Annotated in this window: 25 protein-coding genes; 20 read left to right on the top strand and 5 right to left on the bottom strand. The window is 58.1% G+C overall.

Translation table 11 applies throughout. From position 1 onward, the window contains the following. Positions 1–764 precede the first annotated feature (764 nt). Together oxlT and HMPREF1487_RS10440 are read left to right on the top strand one after the other, a co-directional pair. Complete coding sequence (gene oxlT / locus HMPREF1487_RS10445) at positions 765–2,048, top strand: oxalate/formate MFS antiporter (RefSeq protein WP_010796611.1); 1,284 nt, start codon at positions 765–767, stop codon at positions 2,046–2,048. An 85-nt stretch (positions 2,049–2,133) separates the two neighbouring features. Then, complete coding sequence (locus HMPREF1487_RS10440; RefSeq protein ID WP_010796610.1) at positions 2,134–3,723, top strand: gamma-glutamyltransferase family protein; 1,590 nt, start codon at positions 2,134–2,136, stop codon at positions 3,721–3,723. A 41-nt stretch (positions 3,724–3,764) separates the two neighbouring features. On the opposite strand, the gene HMPREF1487_RS10435 is transcribed toward HMPREF1487_RS10440, so the two are convergent. After that, positions 3,765–4,682, bottom strand: a complete 918-nt coding sequence (locus HMPREF1487_RS10435) for a substrate-binding domain-containing protein (protein WP_010796609.1) — start codon at positions 4,680–4,682, stop codon at positions 3,765–3,767. A 7-nt stretch (positions 4,683–4,689) separates the two neighbouring features. Next, positions 4,690–6,675: a methyl-accepting chemotaxis protein gene (locus HMPREF1487_RS10430; protein ID WP_010796608.1), complete on the bottom strand. Its 1,986-nt coding sequence runs from the start codon at positions 6,673–6,675 to the stop codon at positions 4,690–4,692. A 400-nt stretch (positions 6,676–7,075) separates the two neighbouring features. Between HMPREF1487_RS10430 and HMPREF1487_RS10425 the strand changes: the two genes are divergently transcribed. From HMPREF1487_RS10425 to HMPREF1487_RS10375, 11 genes are all read left to right on the top strand, one after another. Beyond that, positions 7,076–7,693, top strand: coding sequence for a glutathione S-transferase (locus HMPREF1487_RS10425; protein ID WP_010796607.1), 618 nt, complete (start codon positions 7,076–7,078; stop codon positions 7,691–7,693). Positions 7,694–7,722: 29 nt separating this feature from the next. After that, on the top strand, positions 7,723–7,959 hold the full coding sequence (locus HMPREF1487_RS10420) for a hypothetical protein (protein ID WP_010796606.1): 237 nt from the start codon (positions 7,723–7,725) through the stop codon (positions 7,957–7,959). An 18-nt stretch (positions 7,960–7,977) separates the two neighbouring features. After that, positions 7,978–8,289, top strand: coding sequence for a cupin domain-containing protein (locus HMPREF1487_RS10415; protein ID WP_010796605.1), 312 nt, complete (start codon positions 7,978–7,980; stop codon positions 8,287–8,289). 10 nt (positions 8,290–8,299) lie between these two features. Beyond that, positions 8,300–8,800 carry a GNAT family N-acetyltransferase gene (locus HMPREF1487_RS26300; protein ID WP_010796604.1) on the top strand — a complete coding sequence of 167 codons (501 nt, stop codon included), beginning with the start codon at positions 8,300–8,302 and terminating at the stop codon, positions 8,798–8,800. Positions 8,801–8,881: 81 nt separating this feature from the next. Then, positions 8,882–9,439, top strand: coding sequence for a ribosomal protein S5-alanine N-acetyltransferase (gene rimJ / locus HMPREF1487_RS10405; protein ID WP_010796603.1), 558 nt, complete (start codon positions 8,882–8,884; stop codon positions 9,437–9,439). Positions 9,440–9,464: 25 nt separating this feature from the next. Then, entirely contained in the window at positions 9,465–10,034 is a 570-nt protein-coding gene (locus HMPREF1487_RS10400; RefSeq protein ID WP_010796602.1) for a GNAT family N-acetyltransferase, read from the top strand. Positions 10,035–10,045: 11 nt separating this feature from the next. After that, positions 10,046–10,495: an AAA family ATPase gene (locus HMPREF1487_RS10395; protein ID WP_010796601.1), complete on the top strand. Its 450-nt coding sequence runs from the start codon at positions 10,046–10,048 to the stop codon at positions 10,493–10,495. Between the two features lie 178 nt (positions 10,496–10,673). Continuing rightward, complete coding sequence (locus HMPREF1487_RS10390) at positions 10,674–11,042, top strand: hypothetical protein (protein WP_010796600.1); 369 nt, start codon at positions 10,674–10,676, stop codon at positions 11,040–11,042. An 87-nt stretch (positions 11,043–11,129) separates the two neighbouring features. Beyond that, the gene (locus HMPREF1487_RS10385) at positions 11,130–11,396 is read left to right on the top strand and encodes a hypothetical protein (RefSeq protein WP_010796599.1); all 267 of its coding nucleotides are present in this window, start codon (positions 11,130–11,132) and stop codon (positions 11,394–11,396) included. A gap of 24 nt (positions 11,397–11,420) precedes the next feature. Beyond that, positions 11,421–12,047, top strand: a complete 627-nt coding sequence (locus HMPREF1487_RS10380; RefSeq protein ID WP_010796598.1) for a LysE family translocator — start codon at positions 11,421–11,423, stop codon at positions 12,045–12,047. Between the two features lie 4 nt (positions 12,048–12,051). Next, the gene (locus HMPREF1487_RS10375; protein ID WP_010796597.1) at positions 12,052–12,615 is read left to right on the top strand and encodes a GNAT family N-acetyltransferase; all 564 of its coding nucleotides are present in this window, start codon (positions 12,052–12,054) and stop codon (positions 12,613–12,615) included. Between the two features lie 11 nt (positions 12,616–12,626). Here the strand turns inward: HMPREF1487_RS10375 and HMPREF1487_RS10370 are convergent, their stop codons facing one another. After that, complete coding sequence (locus HMPREF1487_RS10370) at positions 12,627–13,505, bottom strand: YihY/virulence factor BrkB family protein (RefSeq protein ID WP_010796596.1); 879 nt, start codon at positions 13,503–13,505, stop codon at positions 12,627–12,629. 256 nt (positions 13,506–13,761) lie between these two features. Here HMPREF1487_RS10370 and HMPREF1487_RS10365 point away from each other — a divergent pair, with 256 nt between their 5' ends. From HMPREF1487_RS10365 to ybaL, 5 genes are all read left to right on the top strand, one after another. Next, entirely contained in the window at positions 13,762–14,493 is a 732-nt protein-coding gene (locus tag HMPREF1487_RS10365; RefSeq protein ID WP_010796595.1) for a glutathione S-transferase, read from the top strand. Between the two features lie 196 nt (positions 14,494–14,689). After that, positions 14,690–15,715 carry an LLM class flavin-dependent oxidoreductase gene (locus tag HMPREF1487_RS10360; RefSeq protein ID WP_010796594.1) on the top strand — a complete coding sequence of 342 codons (1,026 nt, stop codon included), beginning with the start codon at positions 14,690–14,692 and terminating at the stop codon, positions 15,713–15,715. 118 nt (positions 15,716–15,833) lie between these two features. Then, positions 15,834–16,361 (top strand): lactoylglutathione lyase, encoded by a 528-nt coding sequence (gloA, locus tag HMPREF1487_RS10355; RefSeq protein ID WP_010796593.1) that lies wholly within the window; start codon positions 15,834–15,836, stop codon positions 16,359–16,361. A 112-nt stretch (positions 16,362–16,473) separates the two neighbouring features. After that, a complete protein-coding gene (locus HMPREF1487_RS10350) occupies positions 16,474–17,535 on the top strand; it encodes a PA0069 family radical SAM protein (RefSeq protein ID WP_010796592.1) in 1,062 nt (353 codons plus the stop codon). Between the two features lie 304 nt (positions 17,536–17,839). Then, positions 17,840–19,546, top strand: a complete 1,707-nt coding sequence (gene ybaL / locus HMPREF1487_RS10345; protein WP_010796591.1) for a YbaL family putative K(+) efflux transporter — start codon at positions 17,840–17,842, stop codon at positions 19,544–19,546. A 36-nt stretch (positions 19,547–19,582) separates the two neighbouring features. Here the strand turns inward: ybaL and HMPREF1487_RS27930 are convergent, their stop codons facing one another. Next, the gene (locus HMPREF1487_RS27930; protein ID WP_010796590.1) at positions 19,583–20,053 is read right to left on the bottom strand and encodes a hypothetical protein; all 471 of its coding nucleotides are present in this window, start codon (positions 20,051–20,053) and stop codon (positions 19,583–19,585) included. 92 nt (positions 20,054–20,145) lie between these two features. Continuing rightward, positions 20,146–20,790, bottom strand: coding sequence for a hypothetical protein (locus HMPREF1487_RS10335; RefSeq protein ID WP_010796589.1), 645 nt, complete (start codon positions 20,788–20,790; stop codon positions 20,146–20,148). Between the two features lie 170 nt (positions 20,791–20,960). Between HMPREF1487_RS10335 and HMPREF1487_RS10330 the strand changes: the two genes are divergently transcribed. Then, on the top strand, positions 20,961–21,359 hold the full coding sequence (locus tag HMPREF1487_RS10330) for a hypothetical protein (RefSeq protein ID WP_010796588.1): 399 nt from the start codon (positions 20,961–20,963) through the stop codon (positions 21,357–21,359). Between the two features lie 488 nt (positions 21,360–21,847). Next, positions 21,848–22,558, top strand: a complete 711-nt coding sequence (locus HMPREF1487_RS10325) for a carbonic anhydrase (RefSeq protein ID WP_010796587.1) — start codon at positions 21,848–21,850, stop codon at positions 22,556–22,558. Positions 22,559–22,721 lie beyond the last annotated feature (163 nt).

The raw sequence follows: 22,721 nt of genomic DNA, 5'->3' as shown, positions 1-22,721 counted from the left end.
GCCTATAGTCCGCCCCGTCTTCAATCGTGGAGTTTCTCTTGGCTTCTCTTGGACTGTTGTCCGTATAGCCGATTGCGCATCGGTAACTGATGGCAAGGCCCACCCAGACATTTTCTGCCACTGCCCTTGCCGTTCGAGCCGATAGTGGCATTGGTCGACCACGCAGATCAGAACCAATCCCTGTCGACACCTTATCGTGAGCAATGCCGTAGCCGATGTGGGTCTTCATGCGTCCCCATAATGCCTACGCCCCGCCCGGACAGTGACCTGCGCTCGCCCATTGAACGCCGGGGCAAAACGCCATTGGCAGGGCGGTTATATGCGTCTGGAAAACATCAAGCCGCAAGATGTCCGTTTCACGCTATACATTGGCTTTTTAGCGCTATCCCGAAAAGCATAATCGGGTTAAGTTCTAACCTGTGATATTTAATATGTATGCATTAAATATTTAGTTGAATATATTATTCAAACCAATGCTTAACTTATCTTGAAGCAGAGCAAATTTACCTTACACATTTATTAAGACTGCATCCCATTGATTTCGAATAAAAAAGCCCGCCCTTAAAGCGGGCTTTTTTATTTCACAAAGATATTAAATAGCTTCAAAAAAGTGCCAAGCGCACCAAGTTAGAGCAGCAAATTATACTTATGGATGAACATATCCTTATATTTTAACGCCAACACCTTAAAACATAAGGAATATATAAAGCTGGCATATCCATTGCTCTCGTATTCATATCGTTATATAGCCCTCGGAAACTTCCATGAATACGAAGATATTGGTAGATAGTCGCGCGCCAGGCAGCGCTCTGGGCACTCGCTGGTTTCAACTGGCCGCAGGCGTTGTCTGCATGATGGCCATTTCAAGCCCGCAATATGTCTGGACATTGTTTACGGCGCCATTGACCCAAAAGCTGGGTGTCTCACTGGCTCAGATCCAGATTACCTTTTCCATTCTGATCGTCCTGCAAACGTTTTTCTCGCCAGTACAAGGTTTTCTGATTGACCGTTTCGGCTTACGCAAACTGATCGCCTTTGGTTGTGCCCTCACAGGGCTGTCCTGGATTCTGGCAAGTCAGGCCAATTCACTCGCCATGATCTACCTGACCTACGGCCTAATGGGGGGCTTGGGAACCGGCATCGTGTATGTGGGCATCGTTGGCTTGATGGTTCGCTGGTTTCCTGATCACCGGGGGCTGGCAGCCGGTGCGGTTGCCGCAGGTTACGGCATGGGTGCGATGATCACGACCTTTCCCATCAGCAATAGCCTCGCAGCGGCTGGCATGGAAAATACCCTGGTCACCTTTGGTCTGATCCTAGGGATTGTCGGCCTGCTCGCCGCACAGTTCCTGCGCCAACCGCCAGCCGAGTTGGCAGAGCGGATTGCCGACACCAGCCCTGCCTCCAGCACCGCACCGGACATTGCACCCAAGGCTATGCTCAAGACGCCGCTGTTCTGGCTCATGTTTGCCATGTTCGCGATGATGTCGACCTCAGGCCTGATGGTAACGTCGCAGATGGCCAGCTTTGCCAAGGATTTTGGCATGACCGGTGTCATGGTCTTTGGCATGGCTGCACTGCCGCTCGCAATGACCATCGACCGTGTCTGCAATGGCCTGACCCGCCCGCTGTTTGGCTGGATCTCGGACCGATATGGCCGCGAAAACACTATGGCCTTCGCCTTTTTCGCAGAAGGCATTGCCATGACCCTGTGGCTACTGACCAGCGATAACCCTGTGCTGTTCGTATTGCTCTCCGGTGTAGTCTTCCTGGGCTGGGGCGAAATCTTCTCCCTGTTTCCCTCCACCCTGACCGACACCTTTGGCACCCGCAACGCCACGACCAATTACGGTTTCCTGTACATGGCTCAAGGGATCGGCTCCATCTTTGGCGGTCCGATGGCCGCCCTGCTCCACCAGTCCACAGACAGCTGGATGCCGGTGTTCGCCGTGGCCATCAGCTTTGACCTGATCACAGCGGCCCTGGCCCTGTTCGTGCTCAAACGCATGCGCCGTCAATGGCTCGCCAAGAACTCCAGCGTCGCTTAACTGAAGTGGCTGGGAGGCTCCAGATAAGCGGAGTCTCCCCCTCTGCTCTCCCGGCGGGACCCTTTGTTCGTCAAGGAAAAGAAGAATGCTTAATACCACTGTTGCTGCCCGCGGAATTGCCGTCGCTCCTCACAGTCTTGCTGCTCAATCGGCCCTGGCCGTGCTGCGTGAAGGTGGCAATGCCATCGAGGCCATGGTCGCCGCGGCGGCCAGCATTGCCGTTGTCTATCCCCATATGAACAGCCTGGGTGGGGATGGCTTCTGGCTGATCGTTCCGCCTGAAGGTGATCCGGTTGCCATTGATGCCAGCGGCCCGGCAGGCAGCCACGCCACCCTCGAGCACTACGCGGGTATGGATCGTATTCCAACACGCGGCCCGAAAGCCGCGCTTACCGTTGCGGGCACAGTTGGTGGCTGGCAGGAGGCGTTGGCGGTTTCCGGGGAGCTGGGCGGTAAGATGCCATTACCACGCCTTCTGGCTGATGCCATCCATTACGCCGCAGACGGTATTCCGGTCACGCTGTCCCAGCATCTTGCCACCTCCAGCAAGCGGCACGAGTTGGAGTCTGTTCCCGGCTTTGCCGAAACCTTTCTGGAAAATGGCGAGGCACCCGTAGCCGGAAGCCTATTCAGACAACCACGACTGGCCGCCACCCTGCATCAGCTGGCGGAAGAAGGGCTGGATACCTTCTACCGTGGCGCCCTGGCAGCCAGTATCGCCCATGATCTGGAGGCGCTGGGCTCTCCTGTTTCACGCAATGATCTGGCCGCCTACTACGCCCGCCGGGTAAAGCCACTGGCGCTTCAGCATAGCGCCGGGATGGTCTACAACCTGACACCTCCATCCCAGGGTCTGGTTTCCCAGCTCATTCTTGGCATTGCCGACTACGCCGGGCTGGACAGCTGCACGGCCGACAGCGCCGAGCACATTCATACGCTGGCCGAGGCGACCAAACTGGCCTTCCGGGTACGCGATGAGCACATTACCGACCCCGAGCACATGACCATCGATCCACAAGCGTGCCTCACCCCCGACTATCTTGAAGGACTGGCCGCGGCCATCGACCCGCAAAAGGCGGCGCCCTGGGGCGAAGGCAAAGGGCCGGGTGATACCATTTGGATGGGCGTGATCGATGGGAACGGGCTGGCCGTTTCGTTTATCCAAAGCATCTACCATGAGTTCGGCAGCGGTGTGGTCTTGCCAGCCAGTGGTCTCAACTGGCAGAACCGGGGCGCATCGTTCAGTCTGGACCCCAATCATCTGCTGGCCCTCATGCCTGGCAAGAAGCCCTTTCACACCCTCAACCCCGCCGCGGCACGGCTCCAGGATGGAAGAACCCTGGTGTACGGCACCATGGGTGGCGATGGCCAGCCGCAAACTCAGGCAGCGGTTTTCAGCCGCTACGCCATCTTCAATCAGCCGCTCCAGCAGGCAGTCACTGCGCCCCGCTGGCTGCTGGGTCGGACCTGGGGTGAAAGCACCGATACGCTCAAGCTCGAGTCCCGCTTTACGGCAGACGTGTTCGAGGCGCTGCGCGCGCGCGGTCATGACGTGGAAAGCCTGCCCCCCTTCAGCGAGACCATGGGCCATGCCGGTGCGGCCGTACGCCATCCGAGCGGTGTGTTCGAGGGCGCGTTTGATCCCCGTAGCAACGGCGCGGCAGCAGGGTACTGATATGAAAAGACCGGGCCTGGCCCGGTCTTTTTTCGTCTGTGTTACTGGAACTGACTGCGGTTTTCCGGTGTGATCAGCTTGAAAGGCACCCAGTTCACAGGCTCGACCCGCTCACCCCGGATCATGTGCAGTGCAACCTCTACGGCACCGTTGGCTTGCCCTGCCGCATCCTGGAGTACGCTGACGGTCAGCTTGCCCTGATCCATCAACTTGAGCGCATCGGGTGTGCCGTCGATACCGCCGATCAGGTAGTCCTTGGGATTCTTGCCTGCCTTCTCCAGCCCCATCACAGCGCCGATAGCCATCTCATCATTATTTGCGGCGATGATGTCAAAGCTCACGCCTTGCTTGAGCCAGTCCATGACAGTGCTCGCCGCCTCGCTACGCTGCCAGTGGGCAATGGTCTTCTGTACGATCTTCATGTTCGGATATTTGGCCACAACGTTCTCTACGTCTTCGGTACGAATTTTCGAAGCCTTGTTGCCTGGATCGCCAACCAGAATAACGACGTTGCCCTTGTAGTTGGCCCGGCGCGCCAGCTCTTCCATTTGCAAGGTGCCTGACTCGATCTCATTCGAACCGACGAACGCAGTCTGCGGCGCCCAGGCGGCTGGTTCGGGATTACGGTTGATGAAAACCAGCGGAATCTTCGCCTCGTTGGCGAGCCGGGTCATTTCCGGTGCGGTTTTCATGTCCACCACGGTCACGATAATGGCATCCACCTTAGAGGCGATCAGGTTGCGAATCTGTCGCATCTGCAAGGTGCCGTTATCCTGCGCATCCTCCATAAAGACATCGGCCTCCAGACTGCTGGCGTGGCGCTGTACGTTATTGCGCAGCAGGACCTGGAAGTTGTCGTTGTTCTTGGCGACACCCACGCCGATCAGGGGCGTGGCGGCCTGGGCCAGACTGCTCAGGAGCAGGCCGGCACTGAGTAGAGAGGTCATCCAGTGTTTCATGTTCGCCTCACACGCTGAAATGATGAAGTAGCCGACGCTGCACCTGAGCCATTTCGGACAGGTCCTGGCTGCTTTGTGCGGTACGCTCGGCACCCTCGGCGGCCAGCTGGGCCGCATCGTTGATGTACGTGACCATGCGGCTGGTTTCCTGCACGGTCGCGCTTTGCTCTTCAGTGGCCGCCGCGATCTGGATGTTCATGTCACGGATGCTGTTCACCGCGCTGCTCATGGAGCCCAGCAGCTCATCTGCGCCGGAGGCCAGGCGAACACAGTCGTTGGACTGGGTCTGGCTCTCGTTCATGACCTTCACGACCGAGTGGATCTTGCCCTGCATCTGCTCGATCATCTTCTGGATCTCGCTGGTGGAGGTCTGTGTACGACTCGCCAGGGAGCGCACCTCGTCCGCCACCACGGCAAACCCACGCCCCTGCTCACCGGCGCGCGCCGCCTCGATGGCCGCGTTGAGGGCCAGCAGGTTGGTCTGCTCGGCGATGGTGCGAATCGCATCCACAATGCCATCGATCTGCTTGCCGTAGCCCTGAAGCTCGTCGGTTTCCAGCGAGGCCTTGTTGATCTGGTCGGCCTGCAGACGAATGCTGCTGATGGTTTCGGCGACGCGCTCCTGCACCTTACTGGTCAGCTCATGGGTGTCGTCTACCGCCTGACGGGTATCGTTGGCCCGTCTGGCGACCTCATGCACGGTACTTTCCATCTCGGTCATGGCCGAGGCGGCAGAGTTGAGGCGATCACGCTGCTCATCCACGGCACGCGTGGTGCGCTCGCTGATCTCGGCATTACTGTCCGCCGTCTGCGCCAGGCTGTCGGCTGAGCGGGTCAGCTCACGCAGCGTGTCCTGCAGGGAGGCGGTCAGCTCGTTCAGATAGCCGCCCAGCTCGCCAAACTCATCCTTGCGGGAGACATCGAAGCGCACGCGCATGTCACCGCTCGTGACCTGCTTGAGCACCTCGCGGAAGGTTGCCAGCGGACGCCGGATACTGTGCGCGACCCAACCACCGATCAGGACGGCAGCCAGAACAGCCAGGACGCAAGCGACCAGCAACAGGCTGCGGCTGGTGGAAATGGTCGAATCGGCACCGGCCTTGGCACTGTTGGCCACGGCAACGGCCTGACTGCCAAACTCAGCGATCTTGCCCAGCACGGCTTGCAGATTGCCGTCTACAGCCTGACGCTGGGCTGCAACCTGCCCTGCCAGCGCTGCGTCCTGCTGGTAGATGTAGAAAAGGCCATCGTTAGCGGTCAGGTCCCTTAACAAATGGTTCACCATCACCGTCACAATCCGGCCAGTCCGACCATCCTGCGCGACAAACACCTTGAGTCGATCACGGATGACCTCATCCTGAAGCGTCAAGGCGCGTTTGAGCTTGTCGATATCAGAAACAGCCGCATGCCCGGCGAACTGGTCATAGGTCTTACCGATTTCCAGCAGCAGCGCCTCGGCAGCGGCTGCACTGTCAGTGGACCCATTGGCACGCTGCCTGGCCATGTAATCCCGCAGCATATTGGACAGCCGCGTGCCTTCCTGAGTCGCAAAACCTTGCAGCGTACGGGCCTGGATGTTCAGGGCAACCTGCTGGCCGTGCAGCTTCATCAGCGTGGCAGCCTGCTCGGCATAGGCCGTGCTCAGCTCACGCTGCTGAGTCAGGTTTTCCTTGAGTTCGGGACGATCGTCAATGTAACGCACCGTGGTTCCCAGGAGCTCATTGAAACGCCCCAGGCTATCATCGAAGGGCTTCTTGCCTTCGGCAATCTGTTGGCCGTCACGGCTGATAAGAACGGCCAGTACAGCCTGATTGGCGCGCAAGATATGCACGTTGAGCTCACTGGCGGCCTGACTGAGCGGCGCCGATTGCCCGGTAATGATGGAAAGCCGGTCACTGATGGAATGCGTGCTCTGGTAGCTGATGCCCACGATGGAGAGCAGCAGTACTAACAGCAGCGCAAAACCACCAATCACACGTTGGAGGATGGTCATGATAGTAACCCGTACGTTTGTCATTATTCAGGGGTCAACAACACGGCGCGAGGTGCCAGAATCGAAGGCATTCTGGCTTTTCACTTCCAGGCTATCGGCTTGACATCATGCCGACTGAAGCGGCCTGAAGGTCATTTTCAGCGGTTTTGAAGGGGCTGGGGATCAATGGCAGCCGTTGGCCACCAGGCAACCGCAGGCTAGAGCGGATGTGCTTTAGATGGACCAGTTAGTCCTGGCGACGAACGGTCATGGCTGTTCTGAACGCCTGTCCCAGCGCACAGTGCGGTCTCCATGCTTCAGGGGCCTGTACCTGACATCCAAGGCACGAGCACAACGCGTGCAGTCCGCCTCGGCAGCCGTTATAAGGAAAGGGATTTGCCTCTACCTCACAGGAGCCACCATGCAACTGATCGGAATGTTCGACTCGCCCTACGTCCGTCGCGTAGCCGTCTCGCTGAACCTGCTGGACCAGCCCTTCGAGCACAATCCCCTTTCGGTCTTCAGCGCCTTCGAGGAGTTCCGGTCAATCAACCCGGTCGTGAAGGCACCGTCACTGGTGTGCGATGACGACACGGTGCTGATGGACTCGACATTGATCCTGGATTACGTGGAGGCGCTGGCGGCCGAGTCGGGACGCACCCTCATGCCACGCGATCTGGCCGAGCGTCAGCATGCGCTGCGCATCATCGGGCTCGCCTTGACCGCCTGTGAGAAAACCGTCCAGATCGTCTACGAGCGCAAGCTGCGCCCGGCTGACAAGGTGCATGAACCCTGGATTGACCGCGTAATCGGGCAGTTGCTGGCTGCCTACGGTACGCTGGAAGCCGAAGTGGCGAACCGCCCGCTCAAGGCAGGCGCCGACGACATCAATCAGGCTGGCATCACCACGGCTGTAGCGTGGCGCTTTACCCAGCACATGACGCCCAATGCCGTTATTGCCGACAGCTTTCCACACCTGCGCGAGCTGTCGGCGCAGGCAGAAACACTCGACGCGTTCAAGGCAACGGTCTTTGTCTAGGACCACTGATTGATGGAGGCAGGCGAACCATGGATGGACTTCTGAGTGTCATTGGCAACTTCATTCTGGAGTTCGTTTTCGGCACCCTTTTCGCGGCCATTCTGTTCTGGATCGGCTGGCCCATCGTCAAGGTTCTGACCTTGGGTCGCTATCCTCATGGCCAGAAATGTCTGGACGAGACGATGCAAGCCAACTGCGTTCGAGCCACTGCTATCGCTGCGCTGGCCGTGTCACTCATGGCCGCGTTGGGCCAATTCCACCCCTGAGCCGCATACAAGGTCTACATGAACATCATCCGCAGCAAGCACTTTACCGCCAGCCGAGCCTGGGGAGCGCTCGACATTGCCAACATGGGCGGAATCACTACCCGTCTGCATTGGACGGATCAGCCCTACAAATGGCATGTCAACGATGGCGAAGAGGTCTTTGCTGTTCTCGACGGCGTTGTCGATATGCATTACCGCGAAGCCGGAGAGGAGAAGTCCGTACGCCTGGAAACAGGAGATGTGTTCTTTGCCGGAATCGGCTGTGAGCATGTCGCACATCCTCATGGCGAGGCGCGCATTCTGGTGGTGGAGCGCGAGGGCAGCGTCTGAAAGGACTCGTATGCTGATACGTCAGACGGAGCGTGCCGACCTTGATGGCTTTTACAGTCTCTTCGCCTCCGTCTGCGCGGAGGGGCTGTACACTCACCGGCAACTGCCGCCTGCCCGGGAGCGTATTCTGGAAAGCCTGATTCAGGCTCTGGCGCATGGCTGGCCCAATCAAGCTATTGAGCATGAGGGCCAGATTATCGGCTCGGGAGAAATCTTTCCGGCCAGTGTTTGTGGTCAGACGGACCGGGATGATTCAGTGGGTTTCCTGGGCATGCAGATTCACAAAGCCTTTCGTAACCAGGGGTTTGGCACACGCCTGCTGGGCACACTTATCGAAAGCAGCCGGGCATTCGGCTTTATCGCGCTTGAGCTGGATGTCTACACATCCAATCGGCGGGCTATTCATGTATACGCAGCGCACGGGTTCAAGTGGCAACACGACCTGCCCGGTCGCGTCATGCCTGATGGACGGGAAGATCAGCCACAGCGTATGCGACTTGAGCTTGCCTAGTGAGGTTTATCTGCCAAAACGCTACAAAACCGGGTGATGTTCCGGTTATAACGCTCAGGCGCTTATAAGAGATAAAAGTCCATGAGCATCCTGACGTTAGAGGCAGAGCGGGTCCGACTGATCATCCCCACCGAGCGTGATGTCGTGCGGCGACGGCGGTTCGAGCTTGAAAACCGCGAGCATCTGCGCATCTGGGAGCCCTTGCGGGAGGAGACCTTCTATACACCCGAGACGGTTCGCCAGCGGATTCGCCTGAACCTGCAGGATTTCATGGCCGGTGCTTCCTGCTGTTTCAGCATTGTCGACAAGCGCACCGAGGCGATCATCGGCTGCTGCAACTTTTCCAATATCATCCGGGGCTCGTTTCTGGCCTGCCACCTGGGTTATTCCATCGCTGAAAGCCATCAGGGCAAGGGGTTCATGTTCGAAGCGGCCAGGACCGGTATCGACTACATGTTCACCCAGCGCAGGCTGCATCGCATCATGGCCAACTATATTCCCCATAACGAGCGCAGCGCGCGGCTGCTCAAGCGTCTGGGTTTCGAGCGTGAGGGGTACGCACGGGCCTATCTCAAGATCAATGGCGTCTGGGAGGATCACGTCCTCAACGCCTTGATCAACCCGGCCAGCAGCGTCTAAACCATTACATACCCCAAGGACTGCGATGACTCCTCCCTTGCTGCGCACCATTCCCGAACAATTTGAAACCCAACGGCTGTTGCTACGGGTTCCCCGTGCCGGTGATGGCCCCATGGTCTACGCGGCCGTGGTGGAGTCGCTTGCCTCGTTGCGCCGCTTTCCGGCCTCGCTGCCGTGGGTGATGACCGAGCCATCAGTCGATACGTCCGAAGCCTACTGCCGTCTTGCGGCATCGAGCTTTATCGTACGCAAGGACCTTCCGTTTCTGTTGATCGACAAAACCACCGGTATGCTGGTGGGCTGCGCCAGCTTTCACCATATCGACTGGAACGTACCCAGCATGGAGATCGGTTATTGGTGCCGGGACAGCCAGTGCCGACAGGGCTACATCACCGAAGCGGTCAGCGCCATGACGCACCTGGCGTTCACTGACCTCAAGGCCGAGCGCATCCAGATCCTCACGGATGAGGAAAATCTTGCCTCCTGCCGGGTCTGCGAACGGGCAGGCTTCAGCCTTGAAGGGACACTGCACCATGAGCGCAAGGCACCGGACGGCACGCTACGCAACACCCGCGTATATGCCCGGATCGCCTGAACTGTGATGCCATGGAGCTGATCGTATTCATAGGCATTCAGGCCGCGGGCAAGTCGACGTTTTACCAACGCTGCTTTTTCGACACGCATGTCCGTATCAACCGGGACATGCTGCGCACCCGCCACCGTGAGCGGCTTCTGCTGACGGCCTGCCTGGAAGGCAAACAGAAGGTGGTTATCGATAACACCAATCCCACTGCTGCCGAGCGGGCACGCTACATCGAGCCCGCTCGAACGGCCAGCTTTACCGTGATCGGCTATTTTTTCGAGCCGGACCCGCGTGGCTGCGAGGCGCGAAATCAGTCACGCGCCCGCCAGGTGCCGCCAGCGGGACTCTTCGGAACCCTTAAACGGTTGGAGCGGCCACGCTTCGAGGAAGGGTTCGATGAGATCCATCGCGTTGTGTTACAGCCGGATGGCCGCTTTCTGGTTTCACGGTATCAGCCACCAGACGGCGGCTGACCCAGCGCCAACATCCTCTGTGCCGGACGCTTGAGCACTCTGGCCCAGCCTGTCTGTTTTGAAACGGCATAGACACTTTTCTACCCGACGAACGATCCGCGGCTACGCTGTTCCTTATCTATTCAAGAAACGTATTAGCCAGCCCTATTGTAGAACGGGCTGATGAGAGGAGCAGCGGATGGTCGAGATCGAAATCGAAGGCAATAACGTCGTCTTCACCGTCAAAGGCATTCACAAGCTGTGGGCACTCAAGAGCCAGCTGACGATCCCCCAATCGCATATCCTGGCGGCTCGCCAAGACGATACGGTCCTGCAGGGCTGGAAAGGCTGGAAGGCGCCGGGCACCAAGATTCCGAATATTCTGACGGCCGGGACCTTCTACCTTGAGGGCGAGCAGGTATTCTGGGATGTCAGCCATGCGGAACGGGCGATCATCATCGACCTGGAAGATGAGCAGTACAAACGTCTGATCATCGAAGTCGAGCATCCTGAAGGGGCCATCGAGCTATTGTCTAGCCTGATCGAAGCCAACAAGGGCAACGTCTGAATAGGCGCGATTCAGGTACTGCCGCACGCTGGATCAACCAGAACACTGCCATACTCTGGAGGTGCCTTTCATGGATAGGGAGTTGCAATGGCCCGCAAGGACGACGGACACTCACTTGAAACCCGCATTATCAGCCTCCTGGTCGCCCTGCCGTTTACCCTGGTAACAGCGGCGCTGCTATGGCTTGCGCTCAATCAGGGGCTGGCTTTCACGGGCGGATTTCTCGGGACAGGATACTTCTGGGGCTGCCTGGGATTATTTTTGCTGGCAGCATTCATCTGGCCCACCCTGTTTCCCGGTTGGCTGGGTATGATCTGGCGTGGCTTTATCCGCCTGTATCACTATTGGGTCTGAACAAAAAATATCCAAGGACTGATCATGTTTCCAATCGATATCTGGCTCGCCTATACCGCAGCCTGCGCGTTGTTGATCCTGTCTCCCGGCCCGGACAATCTGCTTGCCATTGGCCGTGGCCTGAGCCAGGGTAGCCGGGCCGCCATCGTTTCCGGACTGTCCTCAGGCGTTGGCATCCTGTTTCACGTCACAGCCGCCACCTTCGGCCTGACGCTACTGATGAAAACATCAGCCGTGGCATTTTGGGTCGTCAAGCTGGTGGGCGCCGCCTACCTGCTGTGGCTGGGGATCAAGGTATTGCGTTCGCGCAACCTGATCACCTTCACCCCGGCAGCTCACCAGCCGCTGAAAACCATCTTCCTTACCGGTCTGCTGTCGGCTGTGCTCAACCCCAAGCCGGGCCTGTTTGTCCTGGCCTTTCTACCCCAATTCGTAAGCCCTGCCCGCGGCTCCGTGACGATCCAGATGCTGGTCTACGGCGCCTGGTTTGCCTTGCTGACCTTTATCGGCTTTTCCATCATGGGCTCCTGTGCTTCGCGGCTGGCCCGCTGGCTGAAGCATCGCCCACGCGTCGTAGGCGGTCTCAATTGGGGCGCGGGTATTGCCTTCATCACGTCTGGCCTGACCGTGGCGGCCTTGCAACAAAGGTAGCCATATGCACCCGTCTCTGGAGCCTGCCCTTTACGAAACGGCCCGCCTGCGGCTTCGCCCATGGCGTGACGAAGACCGTCTCCCTTATGCCGCGCTGAACGCTGATCCAGAAGTACGTGAATACTTTCCGGGTGTACTGGATTTTGCCGGCAGCGAGGCCGAGCGTGAGCGTATCCAGGACAGAATCGAACAGCAGGGCTGGGGCTTCTGGGCAGTCGAACTGAAGGAGACAGGCGCATTCATCGGCTTTACCGGCCTGAATGCTTCAGAAGGTCTGCCCTGCTCGCCGTGCGTGGAAATTGGCTGGCGATTGGTCAGGGCCTACTGGGGAAAGGGATATGCCTCAGAGGCCGCGCGTGAAGCCTTGCGCATCGGGTTCGAGCAACTGGCGTTAGACGAGATCGTCGCCTTTACAGCCTTGAGCAATCACCGCTCTCGAGCCGTGATGGAGCGGCTCGGAATGCGAAGTACTCAGGAAGACTTCGATCATCCTCGCGTCCCTGCTGGCCACCCCCTGCGCCGGCACTGCCTGTACCGGCTCACCCATGCGGACTGGCAGCGCCCCTGACTTAGAGTGGTTTACTCGTCCAGCTTCTTGTCGCCCTTTTCTTTGCCCTCGTTGGAGTGGTGCTCGATCACCGCGTTGATTTCCGCGCCAAACAGCAGCACTGCTGATGAGATGTACAGGTACAGGAGCATGATGATGATCGTGCCGATCCCGCCATACATGGCGTTGTAGTTGCCAAAGTTCTGGACGTAAAAGGCAAAGCCCAAGGAGGCGGCAATCCAAACCACTACAGCGAGCACCGAGCCGGGTGTAATGAACCGAAAGTCCTGCTCCACATCGGGCGCTGCGTAATAAATGATCGCCACGGCCAGCATCAGGAGGATCACAGCAACGGGCCAGCGGATCCAGGTCCAAACCGTGATAAAGACCTGTTCAAGGCCAATGTAGCTGGTCAGCCAATTCAGGAACTGCGGGCCAGTAACCATCAGGGCGGCAGCGCTGATGAGCATCAGCGCCAGCCCGATAGTATAAAACACCGACAGTGGTAACCGCTTCCAGACGGGTCGTCCTTCCTCGACATCATAGGCCATGTTCAGGGCCGTCATCAGCGAGCGCACTGCCGCCGAAGCCGACCACAGCGCCACGATGATCCCTACCGACAGCAAGCCGCCCTGCTGATTTTGCTGAAGCTGATCGATCACTGGATTGACTTGCTCCAGTGCCTGCGCCGGCAGGACATAGTTGGCCTGCTCGCGTAGCCAGTTGAAGAAGTCGGGCAGATGCAGAAAGCCCACCAGCGAGATCAGGAACAGAATGAAAGGAAACATCGAAAAGAACATCTGATAGGCCAATGCCGAAGCATAAGTCGCCATATCGTCTTCATTGAATTCCTTGACTGCCCGCTTGAGTACGTCCAGCGGGCCCAACCCACGAAGACTGAATCCCAACATCCCCATCTCCTCTCATACTTTATCTACAGGCAACCGGACTTGGCTGTTTGTAAAGGTGAAGGCATAGCCTTGTAGGGGGTAGACCGGACTGAGCGGCAGATGTCACCGCAGAAGAATCAAACGGCTGTTCGCGCGCCTTCCGCCATAAGCCGAGCAATCCGATACTGTGACGGCTGTTCGTTCGTGAAAACAGGCAAACAACTCCTGATGAGATCGTCTGTCCCACAGGGAGACCCTCATTGAAAGGAGACGAGCAATGCGTTACGAACTGCATTACTGGCCCACCATTCAGGGACGAGGCGAGTTCATCCGCCTCGCGCTGGAAGAAGCCGGCGCTGACTACGTGGATGTGGGCAATGGCTCCGAAGAGGATGGCCTGGGCATGCCCGTCATGGAAACCTATCTGAACGGCGAGGCAACGCCCTTCCCCCCCTTCGCCCTCCCCTTTCTCAAGGCGGGCGATCTGATCGTCTCCCATGTTGCCAATATCCTGCAGTTCCTGGGACCCCGCCTCGGGCTGGCTCCGGAAGATGAGGCCTTACGCCTGTGGGCCCATGGTCTGCAGCTGACCCTTGCCGACCTTGTAACCGAAGCCCACGACATTCATCATCCCATAGGCTCTTCGCTGTATTACGAAGACCAGAAGACGGAAGCCAAGCGCCGTGCGGAAGGGTTCATCAAGGAACGTATCCCCAAGTTTCTCGACTATTTCGAGCACGTTCTAGAGGACAACCCCAAGGGAGATCGCTATCTGGTTGGAGACTCGCTCTCCTATGTCGACCTGTCGCTCTTCCAGGTCGTGAGCGGGCTGCGTTATGCCCTGCCCAAGGCCATGCAGCGGATCGAGGCGGATATGCCCAAAGTCGTCGATCTGGTCTCCCGGGTAGCCCAGCGTCCCAATATCAAGGCCTATCTGGCCTCCGATCGACGCCTGCCCTTCAGCGAAAACGGCATCTTCCGCCATTATCCTGAGCTCGACGAGGTGTGATCCAACTGAAGGCTCGACAGATCCGGGCCTTCAGTCCAACCGTTTCCATCGGGTCTGAACATGCCAGACGTGTGCGATCTTTTTGGCATCAACCACCTGCACGCCTTGATTCTCCCGCCTGAGCAGCGCATCGTACGCGACTCTCGGATTCTGTCTGAAAGCGCCTGTTGCGCTGCCGATCATCAAGGAGAGGCCCATGCGGACATTAGCCAAGACCCGCCTGTCGATACTTGATCTTGCCCCTGTCACGGCTGGCCAGTCGGTAGGCGAGGCCCTGCGCAACACCCTTACCCTGGCCGAGCAGGCCGATCGCTGGGGTTATCACCGTTACTGGTTGTCCGAACACCATAACATGGACGGTGTAGCCGCCTCGGCCACCGCCGTGCTGATTGGGCAGGTAGCGGCTGCCACCCGCCGTATCCGTGTGGGGGCAGGCGGTGTCATGCTGCCGAACCATACCCCCCAATACGTGGCCGAGCAGTTCGGTACGCTGGAAATCCTGTACCCAGGCCGCATCGATTTGGGCATAGGTCGCTCTCCCGGCGGGGATTACGCCACCATGGAAGCGCTGCGGGTCAACATGATCACGGCGAGCCGGGAGTTTCCAGAGCGCGTCCGTGAACTGCTTGCGCTATTCGACGAAGGCACGGAATCAGCCTTGAATACGCAGCCCTTCACCCGCGCCCCAGGCGAAGGGCTGAGCGTTCCGATCTGGATGCTGGGCTCCAGCCTGATCAGTGCTCGCTTGGCCGCTGAGCTTGGGCTGCCCTATGCGTTTGCCGCGCATTTTTCGCCGGCCCGCCTGCATGAGGCGATAGCGGCCTATCGCGAGCATTTCAAACCTTCTCTGCACCAGCCGCGGCCGCGGGTCATCGTGGCTGTTCCCGTCATGGCGGCGGATACCCGGTCAAGAGCCAAGCGTTTGATGCACTCCCTGTATCAAAAGGCGCTGGATCTCGGGCGTGGCCGCTCCAGCCGGCTGAAGCCTCCGCCCGAAACGATGGAGTGGACGCCTCAAGAGCGGCTGGCCGTGGAAGACCAGTATGCAGCGGCCATCATTGGAGACCCTGGTGAGGTGCGGGCAGGTTTGCAGAAATTGCTGGAAAGCACCCAAGCCGATGAACTCCTGATTCATACCGAGACCTATGACTTTAAGGAGCGTCTGCGGTCCTATGAGATCGTCTGGCAGGCAAAGCAGCAGGCTCTGCTGGAATTGTCCTGATCCTCAACGGCCTTCGTGGCCATTTGCCACAGCCAGGGTCTACTCAGCCTAAACGAGGCGCGAAAGTGATAAGCTGACTATCTAAGTAACGTCTGGATTGATCGTCTGGAGAAATACGATGACCTTGAATGAACTGAACAACCTGCCGGGCGTCACGGCCCAGCCTGACGCGGCCACCGCCGAATACGTCTACAACCACACCATGATCCGTGTGAAGGACATTGAGAAGACCCTGGACTTCTATACCCGCATCCTTGGCTTCACCATGTTGGAGAAAAAGGATTTCCCGGCAGGCAAGTTCAGCCTGTACTTCCTGGCACTGATTGCCGATAAGTCCCAGATCCCGACGGATCCGGAAGAGCGTCATCGCTGGCGTAAATCCCTTTCCGGGCTTCTGGAACTGACCCACAACCACGGCACCGAAGACGATGCGGACTTCAGCTACCACAGCGGTAACAGCGATCCACGCGGCTTTGGCCACCTGTGCGTTGCCGTACCGGACATCCACGCCGCCTGTGCGCGCTTCGAAGAGCTGGGCGTTACCTTCCAGAAGCGCCTGACCGACGGCAGCATGAAAGACATCGCGTTCATCAAGGACCCCGATGGCTACTGGGTAGAAATCATCCAGTTCACGCCGGTCGCATAAGACCTTCAGGGCGGCGTTCCGCGCCGTCCTGCCTTTTTCGGCTATACCGTCTGGCTTAACACCTGCTAAAGATATACTGTATATTCAAACAGTATATCTCTGAGACAAGGTCATGACTCATCAAAAGCCTCCACGCGGTCGGGGGACCGGTAGTAATCCGCACAACCGCTATGCCCCTACCCGGTCGGAAGCTTATGACGATGGCTGGTTCCAGGATATTCCTCCCACCCAGGCAACCGAGATTCGGCTGGAAACGGCCAAGACGGTTATCTCGCGTAATACCTCGCCGGACATTCCCTTCGAACAGTCTCTTAATCCCTATCGCGGCTGCGAACATGGCTGTATCTACTGCTATGCCCGCCCAACCCATGCCTATTGGGACCTCTCGCCCGGCCTCGACTTCGAGACCCGGCTGATTGCCAAGACCAATCTGGCCGAAACTCTGGAGAGGGAGCTGTCCAAACCGGGTTATATCTGCAAGCCCATCGCCATCGGGGGTAATACCGATCCCTATCAGCCCATCGAACGCGAGCAGCGCCTGACGCGCCAGGCGCTTGAGGTACTCCTCCGGTATCGGCATCCGGCCACGATTATTACCAAGGGTACGCTTATCCTGCGTGACCTTGACCTGTTAAGCGAGCTGGCGGCCCGTGGCCTGATCAAGGTCGGAATCAGCCTGACCACACTGGACGATGAGCTGAAACGTACCTTGGAGCCCAGGGCAGCGGCCCCGTCCGCGCGGCTCAAGATTATTCGCACCCTGCGTGAGGCCGAGGTTCCGGTTGGCGTCATGTGTGCCCCGATTATTCCAATGATTAACGACCGAGAACTGGAGCATCTGCTTGAAGCAGCCCATGATGCCGGGGCTCGCTCGGCAGGGTATGTTCTGCTGCGCCTGCCGCGGGAAGTGGCTCCCTTGTTCGAGGAATGGCTCGGAGCTCACTATCCGCAGCGTGCGGCCCACGTCATGAGCCTGATTCGCCAGAGTCGAGGTGGTGAGGTCTACGACAGTCGCTTTACCACGCGCATGCATGGCGAGGGGGTATTTGCCGATCTGCTTGAGCAGCGATTTCGTATCGCCCTGCGCCGCCTGGGCCTGAATCGTCGCGAAGCACGCATTTCACTGGACTGCACTCAGTTCAGCCCTCCCGGTCAGCAGATGCCACTTTTCTGACCTTTGCTGGTAAAGCGTGCGTAATATCGGGAAATATCTGAGATAACCCTGAAAACGCTTTATTCAGACACGCTGAAAAGAGAACGGCAACTTTCAGCCTTTACCGCTTGTCCTTACTACACCCTGCCTGGCCTTATAAGGTTTGGCGCCAGCATTTTTGTAGCTATAACTCCAATACGGTGCGTACTTTATCGCTGCGTGCATGATGCCTTGAATATCTGAGCGCCATGGTGAGGCCAGTCCATAGGCTGGGTCTCCAAGCCTTGCGGGTTCTTTTTGCCCCAGCCCCACATGGAGCCACCGCATGCATGAAATGCCCCTGATTACTACCTTGGCCGCCGGCCTGGTTCTGGCCTTTTTTCTGGGCCTCCTCGCCAACCGCCTGCGCCTGCCTCCTCTGGCGGGCTATCTTCTGGCCGGCGTACTGGCCGGCCCCTTTACGCCAGGCTTTGTAGCCGACAGTGATATTGCCCATGAGCTGTCCGAAATCGGTGTGATTCTGCTGATGTTTGGCGTAGGCCTGCATTTTTCCATCAAGGACCTGATGTCGGTCCGCAAAATCGCCATTCCCGGTGCCATTGGGCAAATTGCCGTAGCCACGCTTATGGGGATGGGCCTTGCGCACCTCCTGGGCTGGGGGTTGGGTGCAGGGCTGGTCTTTGGCCTGTCACTTTCGGTCGCCAGTACCGTAGTGCTGCTCAGGGCCATGGAGGAACGACAGATGATGGAAAGTCGCCGCGGTCGCATCGCCGTCGGCTGGCTGATTGTGGAAGACCTGATGATGGTGCTGGCACTGGTTCTGCTGCCAGCACTCTCCGGCATGCTGGGCGGCAAGGCCGCCGAAAGCGACACTAGCCTGAGCATGCAACTTCTGCTGACGCTGGTGAAAGTGAGCGCCTTCGTAGCGCTGATGCTGATCGTGGGCCGGAGAGTCGTTCCGTGGCTACTCAAGCGTGTCGCCCGCACCGGATCACGGGAGTTGTTTACCCTCGCCGTACTGGCACTGGCCATGGGGATTGCCTTTGGCTCATCGGTCCTGTTCGGCGTGTCCTTTGCGCTGGGTGCCTTCTTTGCCGGCATGGTCTTGAACGAGTCGGAACTCAGTCACGAGGCAGCCGACAATTCCCTGCCGCTGCGTGAAGCCTTTGCCGTGCTGTTCTTCTTTTCTGTCGGCATGCTGTTCAACCCGGAAGTGCTGCTCTCGCACCCGCTGCACCTGTTGGCCACGGTACTGATCATCATCGTTGGCAAGTCCCTGGCTGCGCTGATCATCGTACTGCTGGCCCGGCGCCCGCTCAGCGTAGCCCTGACCATTTCAGCAAGTCTTGCCCAGATTGGTGAGTTTTCATTCATCCTGGCGAGCCTGGGCGTCAGCCTGGAGCTGCTGCCTGAGGAAGGTCGCGACCTGATTCTGGGCGGTGCGATCATTTCCATCATTCTGAACCCTGCCCTGTTCAGCATTATCGACCGTCTCCAGCCATGGCTCGAGCGACGCGAAGGGCAGGCGCTTCCCAATGCCAAGGCGCCCCACGCGCCCGAAGTGGTAGAGCCGCCCCCCATTATCGAAACCGATCATGTGGTTCTGGTCGGCCATGGACGGGTTGGCAGGCTGGTCAGTGCTCGCCTGCGCCGTGAACACATGCCGTTCGTGGTGATCGAGAATGATCGCGATCATATCGAGGAGCTGCGAGCAGATCAGATCAGTGCCGTGCTGGGTAATGCTGCGCAGCCGAATGTGCTTCAAAAGGCTCATATCGAGCAGGCGCATACGCTGCTGATCGCCATCCCGAACGGGATTGAGGCCTGCGAGGTCTCGAGGCGTGCGCGAGAGCTGAATGCGTCCCTCAATATCGTTTCCCGCGCCCATTACGACGAGTTGGTGCAGCACCTGCAAGAAAGTGGCGCTAACGTTGTCATCATGGGCGAGCGCGAGATTGCCCGAGGCATGTTTACCGAGCTGGGCCTGCCCACCCAAGAGCGTGGAGAAGACCTGCATCCGCATCCCGGCTAATGGGCGACAGCGGGAGCCCGCTGGCTCCCGCCCTGTCTACTTGAGCGACTTGTATTCGCTCTTGGCAGCCTCGCGGTAGTCATAGGTCGGATAGAACTCGGTATGAAAGGAGCCCCAGGCGCCCTTTTCTACCGCCATGTTCACGTCCGGCAGTTTGTCTGGCGGTACGCGCAGGGTCACGATCTGACCAATTCCCATCACGACATACCAGGACACCACCTCTGTGCCCGGGGGCGGAAAATTGTCAAAAAAGCCCTGACGCCTGAGCTCCTGCTTGGTTTCGGTCAGCGGCTTGGACTGGTCGTGCCGCAGGATAATGGTCAGCAGCACGCCTGAAGCCGTGCTCCCCGACGCGCCTGTATCGGCTGGCGAGGCTGGTGACGATGCAGGCATCGGTTGCGTGGTCTTTTCAGGGCTGGACGGTGGCTGTGACGGCTCGGCCGCCAAGGTCAGTGTGGCCAGCAGGCAAGCCGGAAGGGCAAGGGCGATACGTCGGGCAAATCTCACTGCAGGTTCTCCTTGAAGGGCACATCAAGCCCTCTGCACAGCGTAGTTCAGCCTTGAGCATCCTTCCTGTCGGCAAGCCAGGATGTATTCTGTTACAGCTGCCTGGCCAGCAGCCACTGGTAGATTCGTATGTCCCGATAAGCCAGGCGAGCAGCACCTACATGGTCCTGCCCCTGATCCAGATACAGGCGGTCTCCCTCCTGGGAGGTCTCAGCCGAGGCCAGGCCCAGGCGGCTGATAAAGGCAGGCGTTGCCCGGCGCGTCACCTCGCCAACACTGATCCAGACCGGTCGTTGAGAATCGGATTGAGGCACGCGCGTCAGGTCTACCGGCCATAACGCCGCCCAGAAAGCAGGTTGAGAGAGCGCCAGATCGAATACACCGTTTCCGCCAAAGCTGAAGCCGGTGAGATAAGTCCGCCTGCGATCACCGTAATAGGACTTTTGCACGTCCACCACAATACTGCCGACCTCATCAGCAAAGCGATGCCAGCGATCACCCTTGGATGGCATCTGTGGCGCCACCACAATAAAGGTCTCCCTTACCTGTTCCGGATTGCCCGGGTTGAGCGGGCCATGCACGGTCAATGCCTTATGGATCGGCATGGGTGCGCCCTCATCGTAGCCATGCAGAAAACAGAGTACCGGCCAACCTTCCGTGGGTGGCAAGCCCTCAGGCACGGAAAGCAGGTACGGCAAGGCAGCCGACTCGATCAGCTGGATGTCAGGCAACGGCATAGGGCCTCCAGAAAAACCAGGCGTGTAAACGGTTGGACCCTGCATTCCACCTGACACTCACCCCTGCCCATGCCGCCGGTCTAATGGTGGACTGCCGATCGCTGGAACGAGCCGAAGGCCTCTCTCTGTGGTCAGGAGTTATAGCCACTACCTGAATTACAGGAGGAACCATGCAAAAGCTGAAGGTTGATTGGGATACCACCCGTGACGTATTACGAGCAGGCACCCGCGAGGACAGCGTCTCGGTACGCACCATTGCGGTAGACGTTGCCCGCCGTCAGGACACATCTGCCGATGACCCTCAAGTCATCGAAGCCATTCTCAAAGCAGCGGATGAACTGGTCCGCAACGGCTTTATCGACGCGCCTTATCCGTTCGAGAAAGATTCGGAGGTCAGGGGTATCAAGCCGCTGGGGCAGGAGCTGTTCGAGTGGATGGAGGATGAGCACAAGTGGAATCGGCTGCGCCCTGCATTGGAAGAGGCCCTGCAAAGTGGTCTGGGCGCCGATCATCAGTACCTGAGCGCTAACGCGCTGGACGCAGCCATGCGCGGAATCGGTGTCCGCTGATCGGATTTCGCTGGGCAGGTTGATGATCTACCTGCCCGGTATCCTGGTACTGCCGTACTGCTTTACCTGATAACTCATTACACTTTTATCTCCACCTCAAGCCGTGCAATGTGGCGCAATAGACATTTGCTCACTTCAGCATTGAATAAAAATGTTCTATCTGTGAACTATTCCAGATTTAAACCCTGCCCTAAAAAATTCAATAGCTCCAAAAACCTCTTTTAAGCAATTAGCCACCACATGATGGCTATTTGATCGCAATAAAATTTGGAAATATCTTCAAACCGTTCCTTTCACTACTTTTTCTTCAGGGTGAATTAAGCTTCGCGCTCTAGGCTTGTTTCGAGCCTGGGGCATATGCCCAACGCTACGTGGTCCGGAGGGTTTCGGGATTAAGCTGTAACCAGACGTTGGTGGGCAGCGTCTGCTTCAAGCAGTACCCGATCGGACAATGGTTAGTTGTTTCGTCCACGTAAAGAGGTTGGACCATGAACGAGAAAAACATGAACATCCCTTGTGCGGATGACGCCTTGCAACAAATTGTCGATGGCTTCAAGCGCTTCCGAAAGGAAGTGTTCCCAGAACAGGAGGAGTTATTTAAAAAGCTGGCCAATGCACAATCGCCACGCGCCATGTTTATTACATGTGCCGACTCGCGCATCGTGCCTGAGCTGATCACCCAGAGCTCCCCAGGCGATCTGTTCGTTACCCGTAACGTTGGAAACGTCGTTCCGCCCTATGGGCAAATGAATGGCGGTGTTTCGACGGCGATCGAATACGCCGTATCGGCACTGGGTGTCCAGCACATCATTGTCTGCGGTCACTCCGACTGCGGCGCCATGAAAGCGGTGTTGAACCCGGCATCGCTGGAAAAAATGCCTACTGTGAGAGCCTGGCTACGCCATGCTGAAATTGCCAGAACGGTTGTTGCCGACCACCAGATGTGTGAACACACTCATGATGGAGAGCTGAACTTCCTCACTGAGGAAAACGTTGTGGCGCAGTTGACTCACCTGCAAACGCATCCATCCGTGGCTTCGCGTCTGGCAAGTGGACAATTGTTCATTCACGGCTGGGTCTACTCGATCGAAACCAGTGAAATCAAGGCATACGACGCTATCGAAGGCCGCTTCCGTCCCCTGGATGGAGAAGGTCCGATGCCAATCGCCACGCCACGTCCCCGTTTGAACTCAAACTGATCCAAGCCTTCGGCGCGCCTTGCGCGCCGAAGTCGCCAGCACCTCAATAAAAACAACATAGCTGGTCATTTTCAGACGAGGCCCATGGCTGCCTGCAGTCATGGGCGCTGTCCGTCTTCGTGTGGGTAAACGACTCTGCCAGAGCCGGTTAGGAAGGGTTCTG

Source organism: Pseudomonas sp. HPB0071 (assembly GCF_000478505.2).
Classification (GTDB): domain Bacteria; phylum Pseudomonadota; class Gammaproteobacteria; order Pseudomonadales; family Pseudomonadaceae; genus Chryseomonas; species Chryseomonas luteola.
Note: the sequence above shows the minus strand (reverse complement) of the source record. Positions and strands in the feature narration are given on the sequence as shown.